At 70.8% G+C, this 19,951-nt stretch carries 18 protein-coding genes; 14 read left to right on the forward strand and 4 right to left on the reverse strand.

Translation table 11 applies throughout. The features are described from left to right. Positions 1–356: 356 nt before the first annotated feature. The 4 genes from mraZ (at position 357) to HLB15_RS05790 (ending at position 4,604) form a co-directional block, all read left to right on the forward strand. Positions 357–827, forward strand: coding sequence for a division/cell wall cluster transcriptional repressor MraZ (mraZ, locus tag HLB15_RS05775; RefSeq protein WP_171104347.1), 471 nt, complete (start codon positions 357–359; stop codon positions 825–827). 152 nt (positions 828–979) lie between these two features. After that, positions 980–2,065, forward strand: coding sequence for a 16S rRNA (cytosine(1402)-N(4))-methyltransferase RsmH (rsmH, locus tag HLB15_RS05780; protein ID WP_229785176.1), 1,086 nt, complete (start codon positions 980–982; stop codon positions 2,063–2,065). Further along, positions 2,062–2,502, forward strand: a complete 441-nt coding sequence (gene ftsL, locus HLB15_RS05785) for a cell division protein FtsL (RefSeq protein WP_171104348.1) — start codon at positions 2,062–2,064, stop codon at positions 2,500–2,502. The genes rsmH and ftsL overlap by 4 nt, the downstream gene beginning before the upstream one ends. Then, positions 2,499–4,604, forward strand: coding sequence for a peptidoglycan D,D-transpeptidase FtsI family protein (locus tag HLB15_RS05790; RefSeq protein WP_171104349.1), 2,106 nt, complete (start codon positions 2,499–2,501; stop codon positions 4,602–4,604). The genes ftsL and HLB15_RS05790 overlap by 4 nt, the downstream gene beginning before the upstream one ends. A 1-nt stretch (position 4,605) precedes the next feature. On the opposite strand, the gene HLB15_RS05795 is transcribed toward HLB15_RS05790, so the two are convergent. Beyond that, a complete protein-coding gene (locus HLB15_RS05795) occupies positions 4,606–5,253 on the reverse strand; it encodes a TetR/AcrR family transcriptional regulator (RefSeq protein ID WP_171104350.1) in 648 nt (215 codons plus the stop codon). 92 nt (positions 5,254–5,345) lie between these two features. Here HLB15_RS05795 and HLB15_RS05800 point away from each other — a divergent pair, with 92 nt between their 5' ends. From HLB15_RS05800 to HLB15_RS05825, 6 genes are read left to right on the forward strand one after another with little or no spacing between them, the layout of a single operon-like run. Beyond that, on the forward strand, positions 5,346–7,898 hold the full coding sequence (locus HLB15_RS05800) for a beta-d-glucosidase (protein ID WP_171104351.1): 2,553 nt from the start codon (positions 5,346–5,348) through the stop codon (positions 7,896–7,898). Between the two features lie 56 nt (positions 7,899–7,954). After that, on the forward strand, positions 7,955–9,625 hold the full coding sequence (locus HLB15_RS05805) for an ABC transporter substrate-binding protein (protein WP_171104352.1): 1,671 nt from the start codon (positions 7,955–7,957) through the stop codon (positions 9,623–9,625). After that, positions 9,625–10,692: an ABC transporter ATP-binding protein gene (locus tag HLB15_RS05810; protein WP_171104353.1), complete on the forward strand. Its 1,068-nt coding sequence runs from the start codon at positions 9,625–9,627 to the stop codon at positions 10,690–10,692. The genes HLB15_RS05805 and HLB15_RS05810 overlap by 1 nt, the downstream gene beginning before the upstream one ends. Next, the gene (locus HLB15_RS05815) at positions 10,689–11,672 is read left to right on the forward strand and encodes an ABC transporter permease (protein ID WP_171104354.1); all 984 of its coding nucleotides are present in this window, start codon (positions 10,689–10,691) and stop codon (positions 11,670–11,672) included. The genes HLB15_RS05810 and HLB15_RS05815 overlap by 4 nt, the downstream gene beginning before the upstream one ends. After that, on the forward strand, positions 11,669–12,586 hold the full coding sequence (locus HLB15_RS05820) for an ABC transporter permease (RefSeq protein ID WP_171104355.1): 918 nt from the start codon (positions 11,669–11,671) through the stop codon (positions 12,584–12,586). The genes HLB15_RS05815 and HLB15_RS05820 overlap by 4 nt, the downstream gene beginning before the upstream one ends. After that, positions 12,583–13,656: an ABC transporter ATP-binding protein gene (locus HLB15_RS05825; RefSeq protein ID WP_171104356.1), complete on the forward strand. Its 1,074-nt coding sequence runs from the start codon at positions 12,583–12,585 to the stop codon at positions 13,654–13,656. The genes HLB15_RS05820 and HLB15_RS05825 overlap by 4 nt, the downstream gene beginning before the upstream one ends. A gap of 143 nt (positions 13,657–13,799) precedes the next feature. Here the strand turns inward: HLB15_RS05825 and HLB15_RS05830 are convergent, their stop codons facing one another. Beyond that, on the reverse strand, positions 13,800–14,216 hold the full coding sequence (locus HLB15_RS05830; protein WP_171104357.1) for a DUF6640 family protein: 417 nt from the start codon (positions 14,214–14,216) through the stop codon (positions 13,800–13,802). Between the two features lie 116 nt (positions 14,217–14,332). On the opposite strand from HLB15_RS05830, the gene HLB15_RS05835 reads away from it, so the two are divergent. Then, the gene (locus tag HLB15_RS05835; protein ID WP_212759544.1) at positions 14,333–14,962 is read left to right on the forward strand and encodes a TetR/AcrR family transcriptional regulator; all 630 of its coding nucleotides are present in this window, start codon (positions 14,333–14,335) and stop codon (positions 14,960–14,962) included. Between the two features lie 191 nt (positions 14,963–15,153). Here HLB15_RS05835 and HLB15_RS05840 read toward each other — a convergent pair whose 3' ends face one another. Further along, positions 15,154–15,630: a hypothetical protein gene (locus HLB15_RS05840; protein WP_171104359.1), complete on the reverse strand. Its 477-nt coding sequence runs from the start codon at positions 15,628–15,630 to the stop codon at positions 15,154–15,156. Positions 15,631–15,863: 233 nt separating this feature from the next. Here HLB15_RS05840 and HLB15_RS05845 point away from each other — a divergent pair, with 233 nt between their 5' ends. The 3 genes from HLB15_RS05845 to HLB15_RS05855 all read left to right on the forward strand — a co-directional run bounded on the left by HLB15_RS05845 (position 15,864) and on the right by HLB15_RS05855 (position 18,768). Next, entirely contained in the window at positions 15,864–17,294 is a 1,431-nt protein-coding gene (locus tag HLB15_RS05845; protein ID WP_171104360.1) for an IS1380 family transposase, read from the forward strand. Between the two features lie 284 nt (positions 17,295–17,578). Further along, a complete protein-coding gene (locus tag HLB15_RS05850; protein WP_171104361.1) occupies positions 17,579–18,505 on the forward strand; it encodes a polymorphic toxin-type HINT domain-containing protein in 927 nt (308 codons plus the stop codon). Positions 18,506–18,519: 14 nt separating this feature from the next. Then, entirely contained in the window at positions 18,520–18,768 is a 249-nt protein-coding gene (locus HLB15_RS05855; RefSeq protein WP_171104362.1) for a hypothetical protein, read from the forward strand. Between the two features lie 287 nt (positions 18,769–19,055). Here HLB15_RS05855 and HLB15_RS05860 read toward each other — a convergent pair whose 3' ends face one another. Further along, a complete protein-coding gene (locus tag HLB15_RS05860; RefSeq protein WP_189086969.1) occupies positions 19,056–19,559 on the reverse strand; it encodes a hypothetical protein in 504 nt (167 codons plus the stop codon). Positions 19,560–19,951: the final 392 nt, after the last annotated feature.

The raw sequence follows: 19,951 nt of genomic DNA on the forward strand, positions 1-19,951 counted from the left end.
GCGCGAGCGCGCGGGCTGGACCCGGGCGGCTGTGGCTCGCCCGGCTGGTCCAGCGTAGTAGAGATGTAAAGCACTCTGTTGTCTGCGTCACGCGGTCTTCACAGTTCCCGGGGCGGTTTTTGCCCCGGCCCCACGGCACCGCCACCACCTCCGGCCAGGCGCGGGACGATGCGGCTCAGGGTTGGACCGACCCGACATTCCGCGCCGCGCCGGACATGAATTTACTCCACTCACTCTTTACCTCTTTGACCTGCGCATTGAGGCCGCCTGGGTAGTTCTCCCCACGGTTTTTCCGAGTGTGGTGGTGGAAAGTGGAGTAGCGTGGAGTATGCGGGAGCGAGAGGAGGTGTCGGCCCATGGCTGCGATGACGGAAGGATTCGCGGGTCTGGGCCTGCTCCTCGGGACGTACACCCCGAAGCTGGACGAGAAGGGCCGCCTGATCCTTCCCGCCAAGTTCCGGGGTCGTCTGTCCAGCGGTCTGGTCATGACCAAAGGGCAGGAACGGTGCCTCTTTCTTCTCCCGATGGACGAGTTCCAGCAGATCTACGCGCAGATCCGGCAGGCGCCGGTGACGAGCAAGGCTGCACGGGACTACACGCGAAACTTCCTGGCGGGAGCGAGCGACGAGGTACCGGACAAGCAGGGCAGGGTCTCCATCCCGACGCACCTGCGCGAGTACGCCGGCCTGGATCGCGAGGTGGTCGTGATCGGGGTCGGCACCCGCGTGGAGGTGTGGGACGCACAGGCCTGGGCCACCTATCAGGAGGAGACCGAACCCGACTACATCGACCAGGCCGAGGAGATCTTCCCCGGGCTGAGCTTCTAGGCCGGCCGTACGGTCAGGCCTCCTCCCGCAGGATCCGGCGCACTTCCCCGCCGCCGGAACCGTGCGGAGGGAGACCTGACCGGACGGCAGGGAGGCCGAGCGGGAGACGAGCAGGGGACGACCACGACGACGACGCAGGAGAGGAGGCACCGATGAACGCGACACAGGACCGGCCCGGCACGACGGGGGACGCCGCCGGCCGCCACCTCCCGGTGCTGCTCCAGCGCTGCGTCGACCTGCTCGCCCCCGCGCTCGCGGCGCCGGGCTCCGTGCTGGTCGACTGCACCCTCGGCATGGGCGGCCACACGGAGGCCGTGCTGGAGCAGGTGCCGACGGCACGGGTGATCGGCATCGACCGCGACCCGCAGGCGCTGGCCCTCGCGGGCGTGCGGCTGGCCCGGTTCGGCGACCGCTTCACGCCCGTGCACGCGGTGTACGACGAGATCGGCGACGTGGTCGACGAGCACGCCGGCGGCTCCGTCCAGGGCGTGCTCATGGACCTCGGGGTCTCCTCGCTCCAGCTCGACGAGGCGGACCGCGGCTTTGCCTACGCCCAGGACGCCCCGCTCGACATGCGGATGGACCCGACGACAGGACCCACGGCGGCGGACGTGCTCAACACGTACGACGAGCGTGACCTGGCGCGGATCCTGCGGGAGTACGGCGAGGAGCGGTTCGCGGGGAAGATCGCGCGGGCCGTCGTGCGGCGCCGGGCCGAGCGGGCCTGGGACCGCAGCGGCGAGCTCGTCGAGCTGCTGCGGGCCACCATCCCCGCCGCGACCCGCAAGACCGGCGGCCACCCGGCCAAGCGCACCTTCCAGGCGCTGCGCATCGAGGTGAACGGCGAGCTCGAGGTGCTCGAGCGCGCCGTGCCCGCCGCGGTCGAGGCGCTCGCGGTGGACGGCCGGATCGTCGTCGAGTCGTACCACTCCCTGGAGGACCGGATCGTCAAGCGCGTGATCGCGCGGGGCACGACGTCGTCCGCGCCGCCCGGGCTGCCGGTCGAGCCGGAGACCCACCGGCCGTACCTCGAGGCGCTCACCCGGGGCGCCGAGGAGGCGGACGCGGTCGAGCTCGAGCGCAACCCGCGCTCGGCCTCGGTGCGCCTGCGCGCCGCGCGCCGCCTGCGGCCGACGCCGGAGCACCTGCTCGACCCCGCAGGGAAGGCCGCAGGGAAGACCGCACGGAAGAACCAGCACCACCCCCAGCACGACACAGCGAAGGAGGACCGCCGATGAGCGCCGTGAACGCCGCGACGGCCCGTGCCGCCCGTCCCGCCGAGCTGCCGCGTACCCGCCGGGCCCCGCTGACCGCGATCTCCGGGGGCGCCGCCCGCCGGGGGAGTCGCCTCGACATCGTCCGCGCGCCGCTGTACTCGAAGAGCCGTGTGCCGTTCTTCGCGCTGTGCGCCACGCTGATGATCCTGTCGCTCGTCGCGGTGCTCGTGCTGAACACCACGCTCGCGCGCGGCTCCTACGAGATGGCGCACCTGCAGGGTGAGGTGGCGCAGACCGCCCAGGACGTGCAGGGCCTCCAGGAGGACCTGCGGGCGGCCGAGCGGGACCTGCCCGCGAAGGCGCGCGACCTGGGCATGGTCCCCGCGGAGAACCCCACCATGGTGAGCCTGCGTACCGGCAAGGTGGTGACGGGTACGGACGAGGGGACGGACGAGTGACCCGGCCGACGTCGGACCCGGGCCGGCAGCGCACCCCGTCGGGGCGCGCTGCCGGCCCGCGTTCCACGCCGTCCCGGGGTGCCCAGCCGCGCTCGGGACAACCGCGCTCCGCCCAGCCCCGGTCGCCCCAGCCTCGTAAGGCCCAGCCGCGCAAGGCCGAGCCCCGATCGTCCCAGCCGCGCAAGGGCGAGTCCCGCAAGGCCGAGCCGCGCAAGGCCCAGCCCGCGCCGCGCAAGGCCGCCCCCGCGAAGCAGGCCCGCCGGAGCGCCACCACGCGCACCCCGGCCCCGCCGCCGTCCCGTCCCGCGCGCTCGCGCGTCGCGCGGCCGCTGCCGCCGCGCCCGGGCCGGCCCGAGATCCGGCAGCGCTGGCTCGTCGGCGTCGCGGCGGTGGTCGTGCTCGTGTTCCTGGTGCGGCTCGTGCACGTACAGATCATCGAGGGGCCGAGCCTGGCCGCTCAGGCCGAGGCGAAGCGCACCGCCACGGCGGTCACGCCGGCGCACCGCGGCGACATCACGGACGCGAACGGCGTCGTGCTGGCCACGTCGGTGGACCGCTACACCGTGGTCGCCGACCCGAAGGCCATCAAGGACTTCCGCGGCGCGGGCCGTCCCACCGTGGACGGCAAGGAGGTGCAGGACGGCGCGCTCGGCATCGCCCAGCTGCTCGCGCCGGTGCTCGACGTGCCCAAGAACGAGCTCGCGGCGCAGCTCGTGGGCGAGTCGCGGTACCGGGTGCTCGCGAAGAACGTCGTGCCGGAGGTGCAGCGCGCCATCGCGGAGCTCAAGATCCGGGCGTACGTGCGCACCGACCTCACCTCGCGGCGCACCTACCCGTCGGGCACGGTCGCGGGCTCGCTGGTCGGCTTCGTCGACGACGAGCAGTCCGGCCAGGGCGGCATCGAGGCGGCGTACGACGAGCTGCTGTCCGGCACGGAGGGCCAGGACACCTACGAGCGCAGCCTCGACGGGCTGCGCATCCCGGCGGCGGGCCAGGAGTCCGTCCCCGCGGTGCCGGGCCACGACGTGCAGCTCTCCCTCGTGCACGACATCCAGTGGAAGGCGCAGGACGCGATCGACGAGGCGCAGCGCAAGACCGGCGCGGAGTACGGCATCGCGATCGTGCAGGACACGCGCACGGGCGAGCTCGTGGCGCTCGCGGACTCGGGCGCCGTCGACCCGAACGACCGGTCGACGGCCGCCGTCGCCGCAGGGTCGCGGGCGGTCAAGGACGTGTTCGACCCGGGCTCGACCGGCAAGGTGATCACCATGGCTGCGGCGCTCGAGGCGGGCCACTGGACGCCGGAGAGCAAGTTCACCGTGCCGTACAGCTTCACGACGCCGAACGGCCAGACCTTCCACGACTCGCACCACCACCCGACGCAGCGGCTCACGCTCACGGGCGTGCTCGCGCAGTCGTCGAACACCGGGACGGTGCAGGTCGGCGAGAAGATCCCGCTGCAGGAGCGCCAGGACTATCTGGAGAAGTTCGGCTTCGGGCAGCCGACCGGCCTGGGCCTGCCGGGCGAGTCGGTGGGGCTCATGCCGCCCGCCGACGTCGCCGACTGGGACGGCCGCACGCGGTACACGGTGCTGTTCGGGCAGGGCCTGTCGGTCAACGCGATGCAGGCGACCAGCGTGTTCTCGACGGTCGCCAACGGCGGCGTGCGGCTGACGCCGACGCTGCTCAAGGGCTCGACCAGCCCGGACGGCACGTGGACGCCCGTCGAGCGGCCCGCGGGGGAGCGGGTGATCTCCGAGGACACCGCCGACACGCTGCTGCGCATGATGGAGGCCGTCACGGAGGACGGCGGCACCGGCGTCAACGCCGTCGTGCCGGGCTACCGCGTGGCCGGCAAGACCGGTACCGCGCAGATGCCGGCCGGCAAGGGTGGCTGGACCTACATGGCGTCGTTCATCGGCGTCGCACCCGCCGACGACCCGCGGTACACCGTCGCGGTCTTCCTCAAGAGCCCGCGCAGCTCGATCTTCGGTGGGGAGGTCGCCGCCCCGGTGTTCAGCGACATCATGGGCTTCACGCTGCAGAAGATGGACGTGCCGCCGAGCACGGAGCCGGCGCGCCCCTTCGACACCGAGTGGTAGGTCAGTCCTCGACGACGAGGTCCACCGGACCGCCGAGGGTGGCCGTGAGGATCGACTCGATCGCCGCGGCGGTCGCCGCGGCGAGGTCGACGGCGTCGGGGTCGAGCAGCCACTGCAGCTGCAGGCCGTCCATGACGGCGATGACGGCGGCCGCCGTGCGCTCGGCCTCGCCGTCGCGCAGGGACACGTCGCGCTCGGCGGCGACGTCACGCACCGCCTGGGAGATCTCGCCGCGCAGCACGGAGAAGCGCTCGGCGACCCACGACGAGGCGGGGTGCCCGTCGGTGACCGACTCGCCGGTGAGCACGGCGTAGGCCTGCACGATGCCGCGCCGGTCCGCGTTGAGGCGCGCGGTGAGCACGAGGTGGCGGAACAGGTCCATGCCGCCGGGGATGTGCTTGCCCTCCAGGTGCTGCACGTCGACCCGGTCGCGGTACTCGAGCACCTCCCACAGCAGCTTGTCCTTGCTGCCGAAGTGGTGCAGCACCCCGGCGTGGGTGATGCCGACCTGCGCGGCGACGTCGCCGAGCGAGCCCTGGTGGTAGCCCTTCGAGCCGAAGACCCGCGTGGCGGCCGCCAGGATCTCCTCCCGGCGGCGGGCGCGGCTGGGCCGCGTGGTCTTGGGTGCCTGCTCCGTCGTCTCGGCCATGTCCTGAGGATAGCCCGAGATCCGGGGCTTACTAACCGGTAAGTAAGTGTGGTTGAATGCGGTCAGCCGTCCACCGTTGAACGGAGAAGCCGTTGTCATCGCAGACCATCGCCACGGAGAACACCGCGGAGCCCGAGCTGCTCGGCGTGCTCGCCGAGCTCACCGTCGAGGAGAAGGTCTCGCTCGTCGTGGGCGCATCCCTGTGGGCGACGACGGCGGTGCCCCGCCTCGGTCTCGAGGGCGTCGTGCTGTCCGACGGGCCGGTCGGCGTGCGCGGCCCGGACGGCGGCACGTCGGCGATGTTCCCGGCGCCGTCGGCCCTCGCCGCCACCTGGGACCTCGACCTGGCGCGGCGCGCGGGCGCCCTGTTCGCCGCCGAGGCACGCAGGCACGGCGTCGACGTGGTGCTCGCCCCGCAGGTCAACCTGCAGCGCACGCCCGTGGGCGGGCGGCACTTCGAGTGCTACTCCGAGGACCCGCACCTCACCGCCCGGGTCGCCGTCGCGCTCGTGGGCGCGGCGCAGGAGCGTGGCGTCGGCATGTGCGTCAAGCACTACGTGGCCAACGACTCCGAGACGGAGCGCACCCGCTACCTGGCGCGCGTGGACGAGCGCACGCTCCGCGAGGTGTACCTGGCGCCCTTCGAGGCGCTGGTGCGCGAGGTCGGGCCGTGGGCCGTCATGGGCGCCTACAACGGCGCCGACACCGGCGGCGTCGCCGCGCCGCTGCTCGAGCACCGGCCCCTGGTCACCGACCTGCTCAAGGGGGAGTGGGGCTACGACGGACTGTTCGTGAGCGACTGGGTCGCCACCCGGTCGGTCGCCCCGGCGGTCCGCGGCGGTCTGGACCTCCAGATGCCCGGGCCGGACGGCGTGTGGGGCGACGGCCTGCTCGAGGCGGTGCGCACCGGCGAGGTCGCCGAGCACGAGCTCGACGACAAGGTGCTGCGCCTCCTGCGCCTGGCCCGCCGCACCGGCCGGCTCACGCTCCCCGGCGAGCCCACCCCGCTGACCGCGTTCCGGCTCGAGATGCGTCACGAGGGCGCGCAGGCGGCGTCCGCCGGCCTGCTGCGCGAGCTCGCCGCCCGCTCGGTGGTCGTGCTCAAGGACGACGCCGGGCTCGTCCCGCTCGTGCAGGACCGCGACCGGCCGCTGCGCGTCGCGCTGCTCGGGCCCGCCGCCGTGGAGCCGTTCTTCCAGGGCGGGGGCAGCTCGTTCGTGCAGCCCGACCGCCTCACCTACCCGGCCGACGAGCTGCGGGCCGCCCTGCCGCGCGGCTCGGAGGTCACGCTCGCGGCCGGAGCCCGCGCCCTGCGCAACCCGCCCGAGCTCGACGTCGCGCGCTGCACCGACCCGGTCACGGGCGAGCCGGGCCTGCGCGTCACGCTCCTGGCCGCCGACGGCAGCGTGCTCGAGGAGCACACCGCCACCGCGTGGACCGGCTGGCTCGAGGACGTCCGGCCCGACGCCGACGCCGTCCGCCTGCGCGCCACCGTGCGCCTCGACGAACAGGGCGACCACGAGCTCGGCGTCGGGACCGTCGGCGTGCACCGCGTGCTCGTCGACGGCGCGGAGATCGCCTCCGGCAGCACCCGCGTCGACGAGGACGTGGTGCTCTCCTCGGGCCACAACCACCCGATCGCGCGGGTCGCGACGGCCGCAGGCACCGCCGAGCTGGACGCGACGCTCCAGGTGGTGCACGCCGTCGGCTACGGCCACTTCGTGCGCGCCGCCCTCGTGCACCGCCTGCCCGGCCCCTCGGCGGAGGACGAGCTGTCCGCCGCCGTCGAGGCCGCCGCGGCCGCCGACGTCGCCGTCGTGGTCGTCGGCACCACCGCCGAGGTCGAGTCCGAGGGCTACGACCGCCCCGACCTGGACCTGCCCGGCAACCAGGACGAGCTCGTGCGGCGCGTCGCGCTGGTCAACCCGCGCACCGTCGTCGTCGTCAACGCGGGCGCGCCCGTGCTGCTGCCGTGGCTCGACGACGTGCCCACCGTGCTGTGGGGCTGGCTGCCCGGCCAGGAGGCCGGCACGGCGCTCGCGGACGTGCTCACCGGCGTGACCGAGCCGTCCGGTCGCCTGCCGTGGACGCTGCCCGCCCGGTACGAGGACGTCCCGGTGCCGCACGCGCGCCCCGTGGACGGCGTCGTCGACTACGCCGAGGGGGCCGACGTCGGCTACCGCGCCTGGGAGCGCCGCCTCGCCGACGGCGGGCCCGCGCCGGCCGCGCCCTTCGGGCACGGACTGGGCTGGACCACCTGGGAGTACCAGGACGCGGTGCTGGCCCGCGGCGAGTCGCACGACGCGCCGGCGACGCTCACCGTCTACGTGACCGTCCGGAACACCGGCCGGCGGGCGGGCCGCGAGGTGGTCCAGGTGTACGTCGAGCCGCCCGACGGCGACCCGGCGCGCCCCGTGCGCCGGCTCGCCGGGTTCGTCGTGGCCGACGTGCCCGCCCTGAGCAGCGCGACCGTCCCCGTCCCCGTCGCCGCCCGTGCGCTGCAGGTCTGGGACCCGCGGCGCCGGGGCTGGACCACGCCGCCGGGCACCTACCGGCTGCGGACCGGCAGGTCCGTCGCGGACCTGCGCCTGACCAACGACCTGACCGTCCGGCCCGGGGATCCCCTCGCCGCCGGAGACCACTGATCCCTCGAGGACCGACCCGTCCCGCACCGCGCGGGAGGAGTGCAAGGAGGCACACCGTGAGGATTCGCAAGCACGTCGCGGCGGCAGCCGCAGCGGCGGCCGTCGCGCTGCTGGTCACCGCCTGCAGCGGCGGTGGCTCAGGCGGCACCACCGACGCGGGCGGGGGCGCGACCCTGACCGTCGGCATGCCGAACGGCGTCCAGACCGAGAACCACAGCCCGTTCGCGACCGGCTCGTCCGCGCTCTCGCTGGGCTACGCGTTCACGATCTATGAGCCGCTCATGATGCGGAACCAGGCCCGCCCGTCGGAGGAGCCCGAGCCGTGGCTGGCGGAGAGCGTGGAGTGGAACGAGGACTTCACCGAGGCCGTCATCACGCCCCGTGACGGCGTGACCTGGTCGGACGGCGAGGAGTTCACCGCCGACGACGTCGCGTTCTCGATCCAGCTCCGCAAGGACTTCGAGGCGCTCAACACCGCCGCCCTGCCCTACGACACGGTCGAGACCGACGGCGAGACCGTCACCGTCACGTTCACCGCGGGACAGTTCGTCAACCAGTCCAAGCTGTACGACCTGGTGATGGTGCCGGAGCACATCTGGGCCGACATCGAGGACCCGACCACCGACACCAACCTGGAGCCCGTCGGCACCGGGCCGTACACGCTCGAGTCGTGGACGCCGCAGGCCGCCACCGTCGTGGCGCGCGACGACTACTGGGGCGGCACGCCGGCCGTGCCCGAGATCCGGTACTCGTCGTACAACGACAACAACGCGCTCACCACGGCCCTGACCACGGGCGAGGCCCAGTGGGGCTGGACGTTCATCGCCGACTTCGAGAACGTCTACATCGCGCAGGACCCGGAGCACTACCACCAGTACGCCGCCGGCGGCCTCGGCATCGACGTGCTCTTCCTCAACAACGAGACCAAGCCGTTCGACGACAAGGCGTTCCGCCAGGCGCTCAACATGGTGATCGACCGGCAGGAGCTCGTCGACGTCGCCACCTCCGGCGTGAACCCGCCGCTGACCAGCGTCACCGGTCTGCCGCTGCCCGCGGGCGAGGAGTTCCTCTCCCCGGAGTACACGGGCCAGGAGCTCGCCGTCGACGTCGAGGGCGCCCGCGCGCTGCTCGAGGACGCCGGCTACACCTGGGAGGGCGAGCAGCTCGTCGACCCCGACGGCGAGGACGTGACGTTCGAGCTCGTCAACCCGGCCGGCTGGAACGACTACCTCACCGCGCTCGACCTCATCAAGAACGCGGCCGCCGAGCTCGGCGCCACCGCGACCGTCAACCCCGTCAACCAGGACGGCTGGTTCGCCGACATCATCCCGGGCGGCGACTTCCAGGCCACCCTGCACTGGACCGACGGCGGCGCGACGCCGTGGGACATGTACTCCGACATCATGGACGGCGCGCACTACAAGAAGCTCGGCGAGCCGGCCACGTGGAACTTCGGGCGGTTCCAGAACGACGAGGCCACGCAGGCGCTCGCCGACTACGCGGCCGCCCCCGACGACGCCGCACGCGCCGAGGCGATGGAGACGATCCAGCGGGTGTTCGTCGAGGAGGTGCCGGGCATCCCGATCTGGACCCGGCCGGCCACCGCCCAGTACTCGTCGCAGAACTACGTGGGCTGGCCCTCGGAGGAGGACCCCTACAACCAGCCGCAGCCCACGGGCGTGCAGGCCGCCCAGATCCTCATGAACCTCGAGCCCGCGGACGGCTGATGAGCACGACCGAACCGGTGCTGGCCGCGCACGGCCTCACCAAGCACTTCCGGGCGGGCGGGCGCCGCGTCAGCGGCCGCTCGCCCGCCCGGGCGATCCACGCTGTGGACGGCGTGGACCTCGAGCTCCGCAGCGGCCAGGTGCTGGCCGTGGTGGGCGAGTCGGGGTCCGGCAAGTCCACCGTGGCTCGCCTGCTCGCCGGGCTCATCCCGATCACGGACGGTCAGGTGCTGCTCGACGGCACCCCCGTTCGCGTCAAGGGGCGGCGGGCCTTCCGCGCGTACGTGCGGCGCGTGCAGATGATCTTCCAGGACCCCTTCGCCTCGCTGAACCCGGTGCACCCCGTGCGCTACACGCTGACCCGGGCGCTGCGGCTGCACCGCAAGCAGTCGACCGGCGGCACGCTGCGCGGGGCCGAGCTCGAGGCCGCGCTCACCGAGCTGCTCGAGCGCGTGCACCTGACGCCGGCGGCACGGTACGTCGACAAGTTCCCCCACGAGCTGTCGGGCGGCCAGCGCCAGCGCATCGCCATCGCGCGGGCGCTCGCGGCCGACCCCGAGGTGCTGCTGGCCGACGAGCCGATCTCGATGCTCGACGTGTCCATCCGGCTCGGCATCCTCAACCTGCTCGCCGACCTGCGCGACAGGCTCGGGATCGCCATCCTCTACATCACGCACGACATCGCCTCGGCGCGGTACTTCGCGGACCGGACCACGGTCATGTACGCGGGGCGCGTCATGGAGACGGGCGACAGCGAGTCGGTCACCCAGCAGCCCCTGCACCCGTACACGCGGCTGCTCGTGGCCTCGGCGCCCGACCCGGACGACCTCGCGGGCGCCGGCGCGGCCGCTGTCCGGGACCGGAGCACCGGCGGTGAGCCGCCGAGCCTCGTGGACCCGCCGCCCGGGTGCCGGTTCGCCCAGCGCTGCCCGTACGCGACCGACGTGTGCCGGACCGAGACGCCCGAGCTGATCGAGGTCACGCCGGGCCGGGCGGCCGCGTGCTGGGGGTACAGCGCGCGGGAGGACCGGCCGGCCGTGCCTGCGACCGAGGGGGCGAGCGCATGAGCTTCCTGCTGCGCAGGATCGCGTTCTACGTGCTCACCGCGTGGGCCGCGATCACCATCAACTTCTTCATCCCGCGCCTGCTGCCGGGCGACCCCGTGACGGCGCTGCTCGGCCGCATGCAGGGCCGCATCGACAGCAACGCGGAGCACGCGCTGCGCGTGCTGTTCGGCCTCGACCAGGACGCCACGCTCTGGCAGCAGTACCTCGACTACTGGGGCCTGCTGCTGCGCGGCGACCTCGGCCTGTCGTTCACGCACTTCCCGACGCCGGTGTCCGAGATCGTCAACCAGTCGCTGCCGTGGACGGTCGGGCTCGTCGGCGTCGCGACCGTCATCGCGTTCGTCGTCGGCTCGCTCATCGGCACGTTCCTCGGCTGGCGCCGTGGCACCTGGGCCGACGGGCTGCTGCCCGTGGCGACGTTCTTCCAGGCCGTGCCGTACTTCTGGCTCGGACTCATCACGATCGCCGTGCTGTCGGTCAACCTGGGCTGGTTCCCGTCCAGCGGCAGCTACGACCGCGGGCTGGTGCCCGCGTTCACCGGCGAGTTCATCGGGTCGGTCGTCTACTACGGGTTCCTGCCCGCGCTCACCGTGGTGCTGTCCTCGGTGGCCGGCTGGGTGCTCGGCATGCGCAACATGATGGTGACCGTCTCCTCGGAGGACTACGTCACCGTCGCGCACGCCAAGGGGCTCGCCGAGCGGCAGGTCATGCTCGGCTACGCCGCCCGCAACGCCGTGCTGCCCCAGGTCTCCAGCTTCGCGCTCTCGCTCGGCTTCGTCGTCGGCGGCACGCTCATCATGGAGATGGTCTTCTCCTACCAGGGGATCGGGTACACGCTCTACCAGGCGGTCTCCACGCACGACTACCCGCTCATGCAGGGCTGCTTCCTCGTGATCACCCTGTCGGTGCTCGTGGCCAACATGGTGGCCGACCTCGCCTACGCCCTGCTCGACCCGCGCACCCGGACGGAGGACCGATGAGGAACCAGCTGCTGTTCCTGCGCAACGGCAAGGTCGTCACCGGCCTGGCCATCCTCGGCTTCTTCACGCTGCTCGCGGTGCTCGGCCCGTGGCTCAGCCCGTACGACCCCAACCAGGTCAGCGACGCGCTGCTCAGCCCGCCGTCGGCCACCCACTGGCTCGGCACGGACCACACGGGCCGCGACATCCTGTCGCAGATCATCGTGGGCGCCCGCGGCGTGCTCGTCGTCGGCCTCGTCGCCGGCGTGAGCGCCACCGTCGTCGGCGTGCTCGTCGGCGTGACCGCCGGGTTCGTCGGCGGGGTGGGCGACGAGTCGCTGTCGGCCCTGTCGAACATGTTCCTCGTCATCCCGCAGCTGCCGCTGATCATCCTCATCGCCGCGCAGCTCCCCTCGGCGGGCGGACTCACCGTCGCGCTCGTCATCGGTGCCACCGGCTGGGCCTGGGGCGCACGCGTCCTGCGCGCCCAGACCCTCTCCCTGCGCAAGCGGGACTTCGTCGAGGCCGCCCGGGCCAACGGCGAGCGCACCTGGCGCCTCGTCCTGGCCGAGGTGCTGCCCAACCTGACCGCCGTCATCGCCTCCGGGTTCGTCGGCACCGTCACGTTCGCCGTGCTGAGCCAGGTCACCCTCTCGTTCATCGGCATCACGCCGGTCAGCGAGTGGAACTGGGGCACCATCCTGTTCTGGGCGCAGAACAACCTCGCGCTCCAGCGGGGCGCCTGGTGGTGGTTCGTGCCGGCCGGGGCGTGCATCGCGCTGCTCGGCATGGCCCTGACCCTGGTCAACTTCGGCATCGACGAGATCGTCAACCCCCGCCTGCGGTCCACCGGCCTGCACGCGCGCTCGCTGCGCCGCCGGGGCATCCGGCCGCGCGTGGGGTTCACGCCGGTGGTCCGAGAGGTTCGGTCATGAGCGCAGGTGTGGAGACGGACCCGGGCGTCGCCCGCGACGCGGGGCCGACGGCGGAGGACCCGGTCCTCGAGATCCGGAACCTGAGCGTCGACTACGGGTTCGGCGACGACCCCACGCACGTGCTGCGCGACGTCTCCCTGACGCTGCGCCGCGGCGAGGTGCTGGGGCTGGCGGGGGAGTCGGGCTGCGGCAAGTCGACCCTCGCCTACGCCGCCACCCGGCTGCTCCCGCCGCCCGGCCTCATCACCGGCGGCGAGGTGTGGCTCACGGGCCGCGACGGCGAGCGGGCCGACCTGCTCTCCCTGTCCGACGCCGAGCTGCGCGCCGCCCGCTGGCGCGACATCGCGATCGTGTTCCAGGGTGCGATGAGCTCGCTCAACCCGGTGTTCCGCATCGAGAAGCAGATCGTCGACGGCATCCTGGCCCACCGGCCCCGGATGCGGCGCGAGGAGGCCCGCGAGCGGGCCGCCGAGCTCCTGCGGCTCGTCGGCATCTCGGCCGACCGCCTGCGGTCCTACCCGCACCAGCTCTCCGGCGGCATGCGGCAGCGCGTGATGATCGCGATGGCGCTCGCGCTCGAGCCGCAGGTGCTCATCATGGACGAGCCCACCACCGCGCTGGACGTGGTCATGCAGCGCCAGATCCTCGAGCAGGTCATGGAGCTGCGCGAGCGGCTCGGGTTCTCGGTCGTCTTCATCACCCACGACGTGTCGCTGCTGGTCGAGGTGGCCGACCGGATCGCCGTCATGTACGCGGGCGAGATCGTCGAGACGGCGGCGGCGCGCGACGTCTACACGCGCCCGCGGCACCCGTACTCGGCGGGCCTGCTCGGCTCGTTCCCTCCGCTGCACGGCCCGCGGCGCGAGCTGACCGGCATCCCGGGGGCGCCGCCGGACCTCTCCGCGCGCGAGCCGGGCTGCCCGTTCGCGCCGCGGTGCCCGCACGCGATGGACGTGTGCCGCACCGAGCTGCCGGTGCTGGGCCGCACGGCGCAGGGCGAGGACGGCCGGCTGGTGGCGTGCCACCTGCACACGGCGGGCGCGCCGCTGCCGGAGGAGGTGGGGCGGTAGGGGGCACCAGGCCGGTGCTGCCCGGCGCCGGTGAGATCTGGTGCTCGTGCTGTGAGATCTGGTGTTCACGGTGAGATCTGGTCGTGCACGACCAGATCTCACCGCGAACACCAGATCTCAGCGCGGTGGGCGGGCGCGGGGGGTCAGGCTGACGGCTTTTCCACGCGGCGGCGTTCCAGGAGGTAGCCCAGGCCGACCAGGCCGAGGGTCGGCAGCGTGGTCCAGAGCTGGGGCCAGTTGTCCTTGCCGGGAGGGTCGACCGTCGCGGTGCCGGGGTAGAGCCCGGCCGTCAGCTGGCTCACGTGGTAGACGCTCGCCGTGACGGCCGCGCTGTCGAGCGCGGTCCGGGACGGACGCGGCCGCCAGAGGTTGTCGAGGGTGGCGAGACCGAGCGCGACGCCCATGCTCATGGTCTGCGCGGTGTGGAACTTGGCGTGCGGCATCCACTTCTCGTTGAAGATGTGCGTCTCGTTGAAGTCGGCGACGAAGGGCCCGATGACCGTGCCCAGCGCTGACGCGGACATGAGGACCTTGCCGATCGGGAATCGCCTGCTGCTCATGGTCCGTTCCTCTCACTCACGCCGCGGATCGGATGCGGCTGCGATGTTGGTACTGAGTACCGTAACACCCGCAGTACCACATGGTGCCGGAACCCAGTGCGGCTAGGATGTGGCGCGTGACGCACGATCCCTCGGTTCCCGGCGCCCCGCCCGACTCGCTCGTGGCGCGCAAGCAGCGGCGTGCGCGGCAGCGCATCGTCGAGGCCGCCGACGAGCTGTTCGGCGAGCGGGGCTTCGAGAACGTGTCCGTGACCGACATCGCCGCCCACGCCGAGGTGGGGCGCACCACGTTCTTCCGCTACTTCGGTGACAAGACGGAGGTCGTTTTCGCCAAGGAGCGCGCCATGCTCGACGCCGTCGCACGGGCGCGTGCGGACGCCGGCGTCGCCCCGGCCACCGACCTGCGCGACGCCGTCGAGCAGCTCGCACCGATCGTGCTGGATCTGTGCGAGCGCGCAGCCGAGGACGTCGACGCCTACGAGCGGCGCGCCGCGCTGCTCGAGCGGCACGTCGAGCTGCGCGGGCGCGACGCGCTCAAAGGCCGGCAGATCGCCGCGAGCCTCGGCGAGCTGCTGCACGACCGCGGCACGCCGGAGCCCACGGCCGTCCTCGCGGGGCAGGTCGCCCTGGCCTGCTACGAGACGGCCCGACGGCGCGCCCGGACGGCTGCGGAGCTTGTTCGCGAGTGCCGTGCGGCGTTCACCGAGGTGCTCGAGCTGGGGGAGAGGCGCGTGGCGGGCCGGTAGGGCTGGGCGGTAGGGCCGGTGCCCGGAGTGGGATCTGGTAGTCGGGCTGAGATCTGGTGGTGCACGACCAGATCTCGGTGCGGGCGTCAGATCGCCTGAACACCGAGCGAGCACGACCAGGGGCGCCGCAGCTCGCCACGGGCCCCCGAATCCTGTGAAGCCCGCAGATCCGCTCTACTCGACAGAGCCGATCAGCGCTCTCCTGCGAGCCACGAGATCACTGCCGCCTCTTCCTCCTCCGACACGGCATCCGAACCACACAGCCGTCTGAGGTGCTTGAAGAACTCGGCGCCAGCACGAGCGACCGTCTCATAAACCTCGGCCTCGGGCGCGATCGCGGTCCGGTGGATCGAACGGTCTGCCGTCGTCACCGTGAGCATGACGTTCTCGCCCCACTGCGCCTTCTCGGCCTTGAACGTGATCGGCTGGTCTGGGAAGTGTCGCGTCCCGGAACCTGACTCCCGGCACTCACGGACCGCTTGGACGACGAACGGCCACAGCCAGTTGACGTCGTCCCAGAGCTCGGTTCCCAGCAACTCGACGCCGTCGACCGTCAGGCTGATCGCGCCCGGGAGGTACTCGCACTCCCCGTCATGCCGTCCCGCCTCGCTCACGGGACGGAATTCCCCGTCGATGCGGACGAACGATGCTATCTGGATCCTGGTCATGGCAGCGTCCCAGGATAGAACTGGCCGATCCGCCCACGACTGACTCCGAGGACATAGTCGATGCCGTTGACCGTCCCCTGACCCTGGCCTCGATCCTTCGCGGATGAGGTGATCCAAGGAATGGGAAAGGTGCCCTGACCTGTAAGGATGTTGTTGTCGAGACAGCATCCAGCACGCAGGATCGGAGCACCTTTCTGGTGGTTGAGGGTATCGGTTGGGACAACCGTTTGGAAGTGACCGCTGACGGTCGAGGTCTGGTCAAGGACGCCGGGATCGTGCTGCTGCGCAAGACCGCTGACGTCGTCGGGCTGACCGGGCACATCGCCGCCGCGTTCGGCCCGGGACGCCCGGAGCGGATCTGTCGCGGGACCGTGCTCGTCTCGGCCGCTGCTGCGATCGCGGCCGGGGCGCGGAACCTGTCCCAGATCGAGCGGATGCTCGCCGGGCACGCGGGAACGTTCGGGGTCTGCGGGTCGGACTCGACCCTGTGGCGCACCCTGGACTCGGTCGACGAGCGGCGTCTGCGGCGGCTGCGGGTCGCGCACCGCCGCGCCCGGAAGAAGGCGTGGCAGCTCCTGGAGCAGCGGCCGGGCGGGTTCCCGTGGCTCACGATCGGCGGCAAGACGCTCCAGGGGTGGATCATCGCGGACCTGGACGCGACGCTCGTGGAGTGCCACTCGGACAAGGAGAACACGGCCGGGACCTACAAAGGCGGCTTCGGAGTACATCCGCTCGGTGCTTGGGTCGCGAACACCGGCGAGACGTGCACGATCCTGCCCCGGCCCGGGAACGCCGGGTCGAACACCGCCGCCGACCACCACACCGTACTTGACGAGGTCCTGGATCAGATCCCCGACCACGGCCGCCACTCCAAGATCCTGATCCGGATCGACGGCGCCGGAGCGACACACGAGACGATCGACCGGATCCTGGCGGCGAACCACAAGCGGCGGCGGGTCGCGTCCACCATCGGATGGGCCATCACCGACGTCGAAGAAGCAGCGATCAAGGCGCTGCCCGAGCAGGCATGGACCGCCTACCTGCGTCAGGACGGGACGCCCGCGACCGTCACGACCAACGACGGTGAACAGGTCGACTACGGGCACGTCGCCGAGATCACCGGCCTGCCCCGCCGGGCCGGCTGGCCCGACACCATGCGGCTGATCGCCCGCCGCGTCCCGATCACCGACCGCGACCGAGCCGCGGGCAAGCTCACGACCCTGGAGAAGCGCACCGGCTGGAACTACGCGGTGACCGCGACGAACATCGTGCGGATGCGCGGCACCCCCGGCACCCACCAGCCCCAGTGGCTCGACGTGCTCCACCGTCACCACGCGACCGTCGAGGACCGCGTCCGCGTCGCGAAGCAGGTCGGGATCGGGCACCTGCCGTCGGCATCGTGGCAGGTCAATGTCGCCTGGACCCTCCTGGCGGGCATCGCCGCCGACCTCGAGGCCTGGACCCGCCTGCTCGGCTTCCACGACCACGACCTGCTCGCCAAAGCCGAACCGACAACGATGCGCGAGCTCGTCTACCGGCTCCCCGCCCGCCTGGCGCGTCACGCCCGCAAGCGCTGGCTCCGCTTCGACCGCGACCACCCACACACCGACGCGATCGCGACCGCCTGGCAGCGCCTGGCCGCGACCGCGAACCTGACGACCTGACCCGGACGACGACGTCCCACCGAGCACGCCGAAGGAGCGGCGCCAGCACGACCCCCGGCCGGAACCGGCGCACGCAGCGACACGCGCCCACGAACCGCGCCCAAACACGGTCAAGCACCAGATCAGGCGAAACGGTCAGGCCGGGCTACGCACCATGCGAAGAGTCGAGGCCAGAGACCAAGAAGGCGCTGGACAATGCGTCGTGGTTCACGCCGTTTGCTGACGCCGCCCAGCTTGTTCTCTACCTTGCCTGCCTCCAAGAGGAGTGCGGTGCTTACGACGATATGGACAACGTCGACGCCGGACTCATCGTTGTCGGGTTCGCGCCAGCAGGTGACATCTTCCGGCGCAGCGACGACGTCGTCGATGGCGCGAGTGCCGTAAACGCAGGCGCCAAGGCGGCGGACGGTTGCAACAGTTTCGCGCCGGGAACGCTGGTCCTCCTTGCAGACGGCACCCGGAAGGCTATCGAGGACGTCGAAGTAGGCGACGAAGTCCTGGCGGCGGACGAGGAAACCGGCGAGCCAACCGAAGGACGTCCAGTTACCGCGCTGATCCGCGGTGAGGGTGACAAGTTGCTCGTCGCACTCACCGTGACCGACGCCGACGGCGACACCCAGCAGATCGTCGCTACGGACGCCCATCCGTTCTGGGATCCGAAACTCGGTGAATGGACCGATGCAATCGATCTGACTGCCGGGGGCTGGCTGCTAGCGCGGTCAGGTGATTGGGTGCAGGTCTCAGCCACTGATGTCCAGTTCGGGCGCGCTGTGGTTCATAATCTGACCGTCGCGGTTGATCACACGTACTATGTGCTGGCGGGGGAGACCCCGATTCTGGTGCACAACTCAAATTGCCCGCTTACTGGCGGCTTCAAGGTGGGCATGAGTCCCGACGAGATCACAGATCTCAATCGTGGTTTCGGTGGTGAGACGCTACTTAGTGGCACGCCGGCAAACACGATGGCTAACGCTAGCCGTTACAACAGCTTCTGGGACAAGTCGGCTGTCGTGATTCGGGATATTGCTGGCGGTCATATGTTCAATAATGGAAACAAGCGCACAGCTCAGGCTGTCGTCGAGCAACTGATGGAGCGAAAAAAGATCACGAGCGGCCCCTCGTCTGCAGATCTTCGAAGCGTCATCGATAGGGTCGGAAAAGGGCAGTTGCGAGAGGTGAGTGACATTTCTGCTGCGTTGAGAGGGTTCTGATGGAAGGGCGGCGAATGAGTATTGAAGCGCTCATGGAAGAACTGGGCCGATCTGGCGTCACCGTGATTCTCAAGGTGGATGATGAGAGGATGGCGGAGGGTGGTGAGGCTTGGACTGTTGTGCTTTCCGGGCCGGGCTTGGGTGTTGAAGGATTCATTCGCGCTGAGTCCACTAGCTTGAGCGACTGTCTCGAGCAGGTGTTTGTTCACCTGCGTTCCAGGCCTGGAGATTGGGGATGGCTGGTAGACTTTGCGGGACTTTGATGCGAACGTCATCAGGCAGGCGTTCGGCTTGATTCGGGAAGTAAATGCTCTGGTGCAGAGTTTTAACATCGCCAGTCATGCGAATGCGCACTTTGCGCATTTAATGGCCATTAGGGTTCCGGTGCAGGTGTTAAAAATTCCAGCCGGCTGCGGGTAGGGCGTGCCACCAGGCTCCCCGAATGACGGCTAGGGCCTTTCTTGGCGCTCACTTTTTTTCGCTCGAGCCAAGTTTGCTTCCACCAACCTCGATTCGTCACCCGGCTGACGAATCGAGGCCAACCCTGTCGTCAGCGCACCGAAAACGCCAATACCTCGCACTCCGAATTCCATTGCGGGATGGCCGAGCTCATCCATGACCATCCCGGCTCTGTCATGTCCGGCGGGACGTCTGGCATTCCGGGAACATCGCATACATAACCCTCGAGGCGGCTCCCTGAGAGGGATAATGCGCCCGAGGGAAAGGTCTCCAAGAGAGCCGATTTCCTACCGCCCACGTCACTTATAGCGCTTGAGACCACCGGTAGGACTGTTGGCAAGGTGCCCGTTCCGGATGCGCCTTCGATGGCTGCGGTGACGCGCCCACGTGCCACCAGCAGACCCGCACCTCCGGTATCGATCTGCATGGCACTTCGAAGATCAAGCAGCACGGCCGCGACGTCGGCGCCGGGGACGCTGAGCAGGCTGACGACTTGCGCCTCCAGCCAGATGTCATCGATAGCGAGTAATGCCTCGTCAGGATCGGCGGCATTCCAGTTCCCATTGCCTCCGAGCACTAGGTCTAGGAGTCTCATGGAAGCGCGATGTACGGGTCTGCCTTGGCCAGCGTTTGACCGGTGAGCGGATTGACAGACTGTCCGGCCTTGCTCATAGTGTGGGCCTTGGGTGGTGGTTGTGGGGTGGTCTGCTGCGAGAGCCCCAGGACGAGTGACCGCAACTCATTGACGACGCCTACGGAGGTCACCCCTAACATCCCGCTTGACGATCAAGTGTCAGCGGTGCCCAAGTCCGACAGCCCTTCCACTACCCATTTTACCAGGATCCGAGAAGCTACTGGCATCAGAGCGTTATTCAGCGGCTCAGGGGTAGCCATGAGTGTGTGAGGTCCTGACCTGCTTCGTCGCTGGTCGGGGTCAAGATCGGGCAGATAGCGCAACGGTCCTTGCGTCCGGTTTGATCGTGGTTG

Source organism: Promicromonospora citrea (assembly GCF_013004695.1).
GTDB lineage: Bacteria > Actinomycetota > Actinomycetes > Actinomycetales > Cellulomonadaceae > Promicromonospora > Promicromonospora citrea.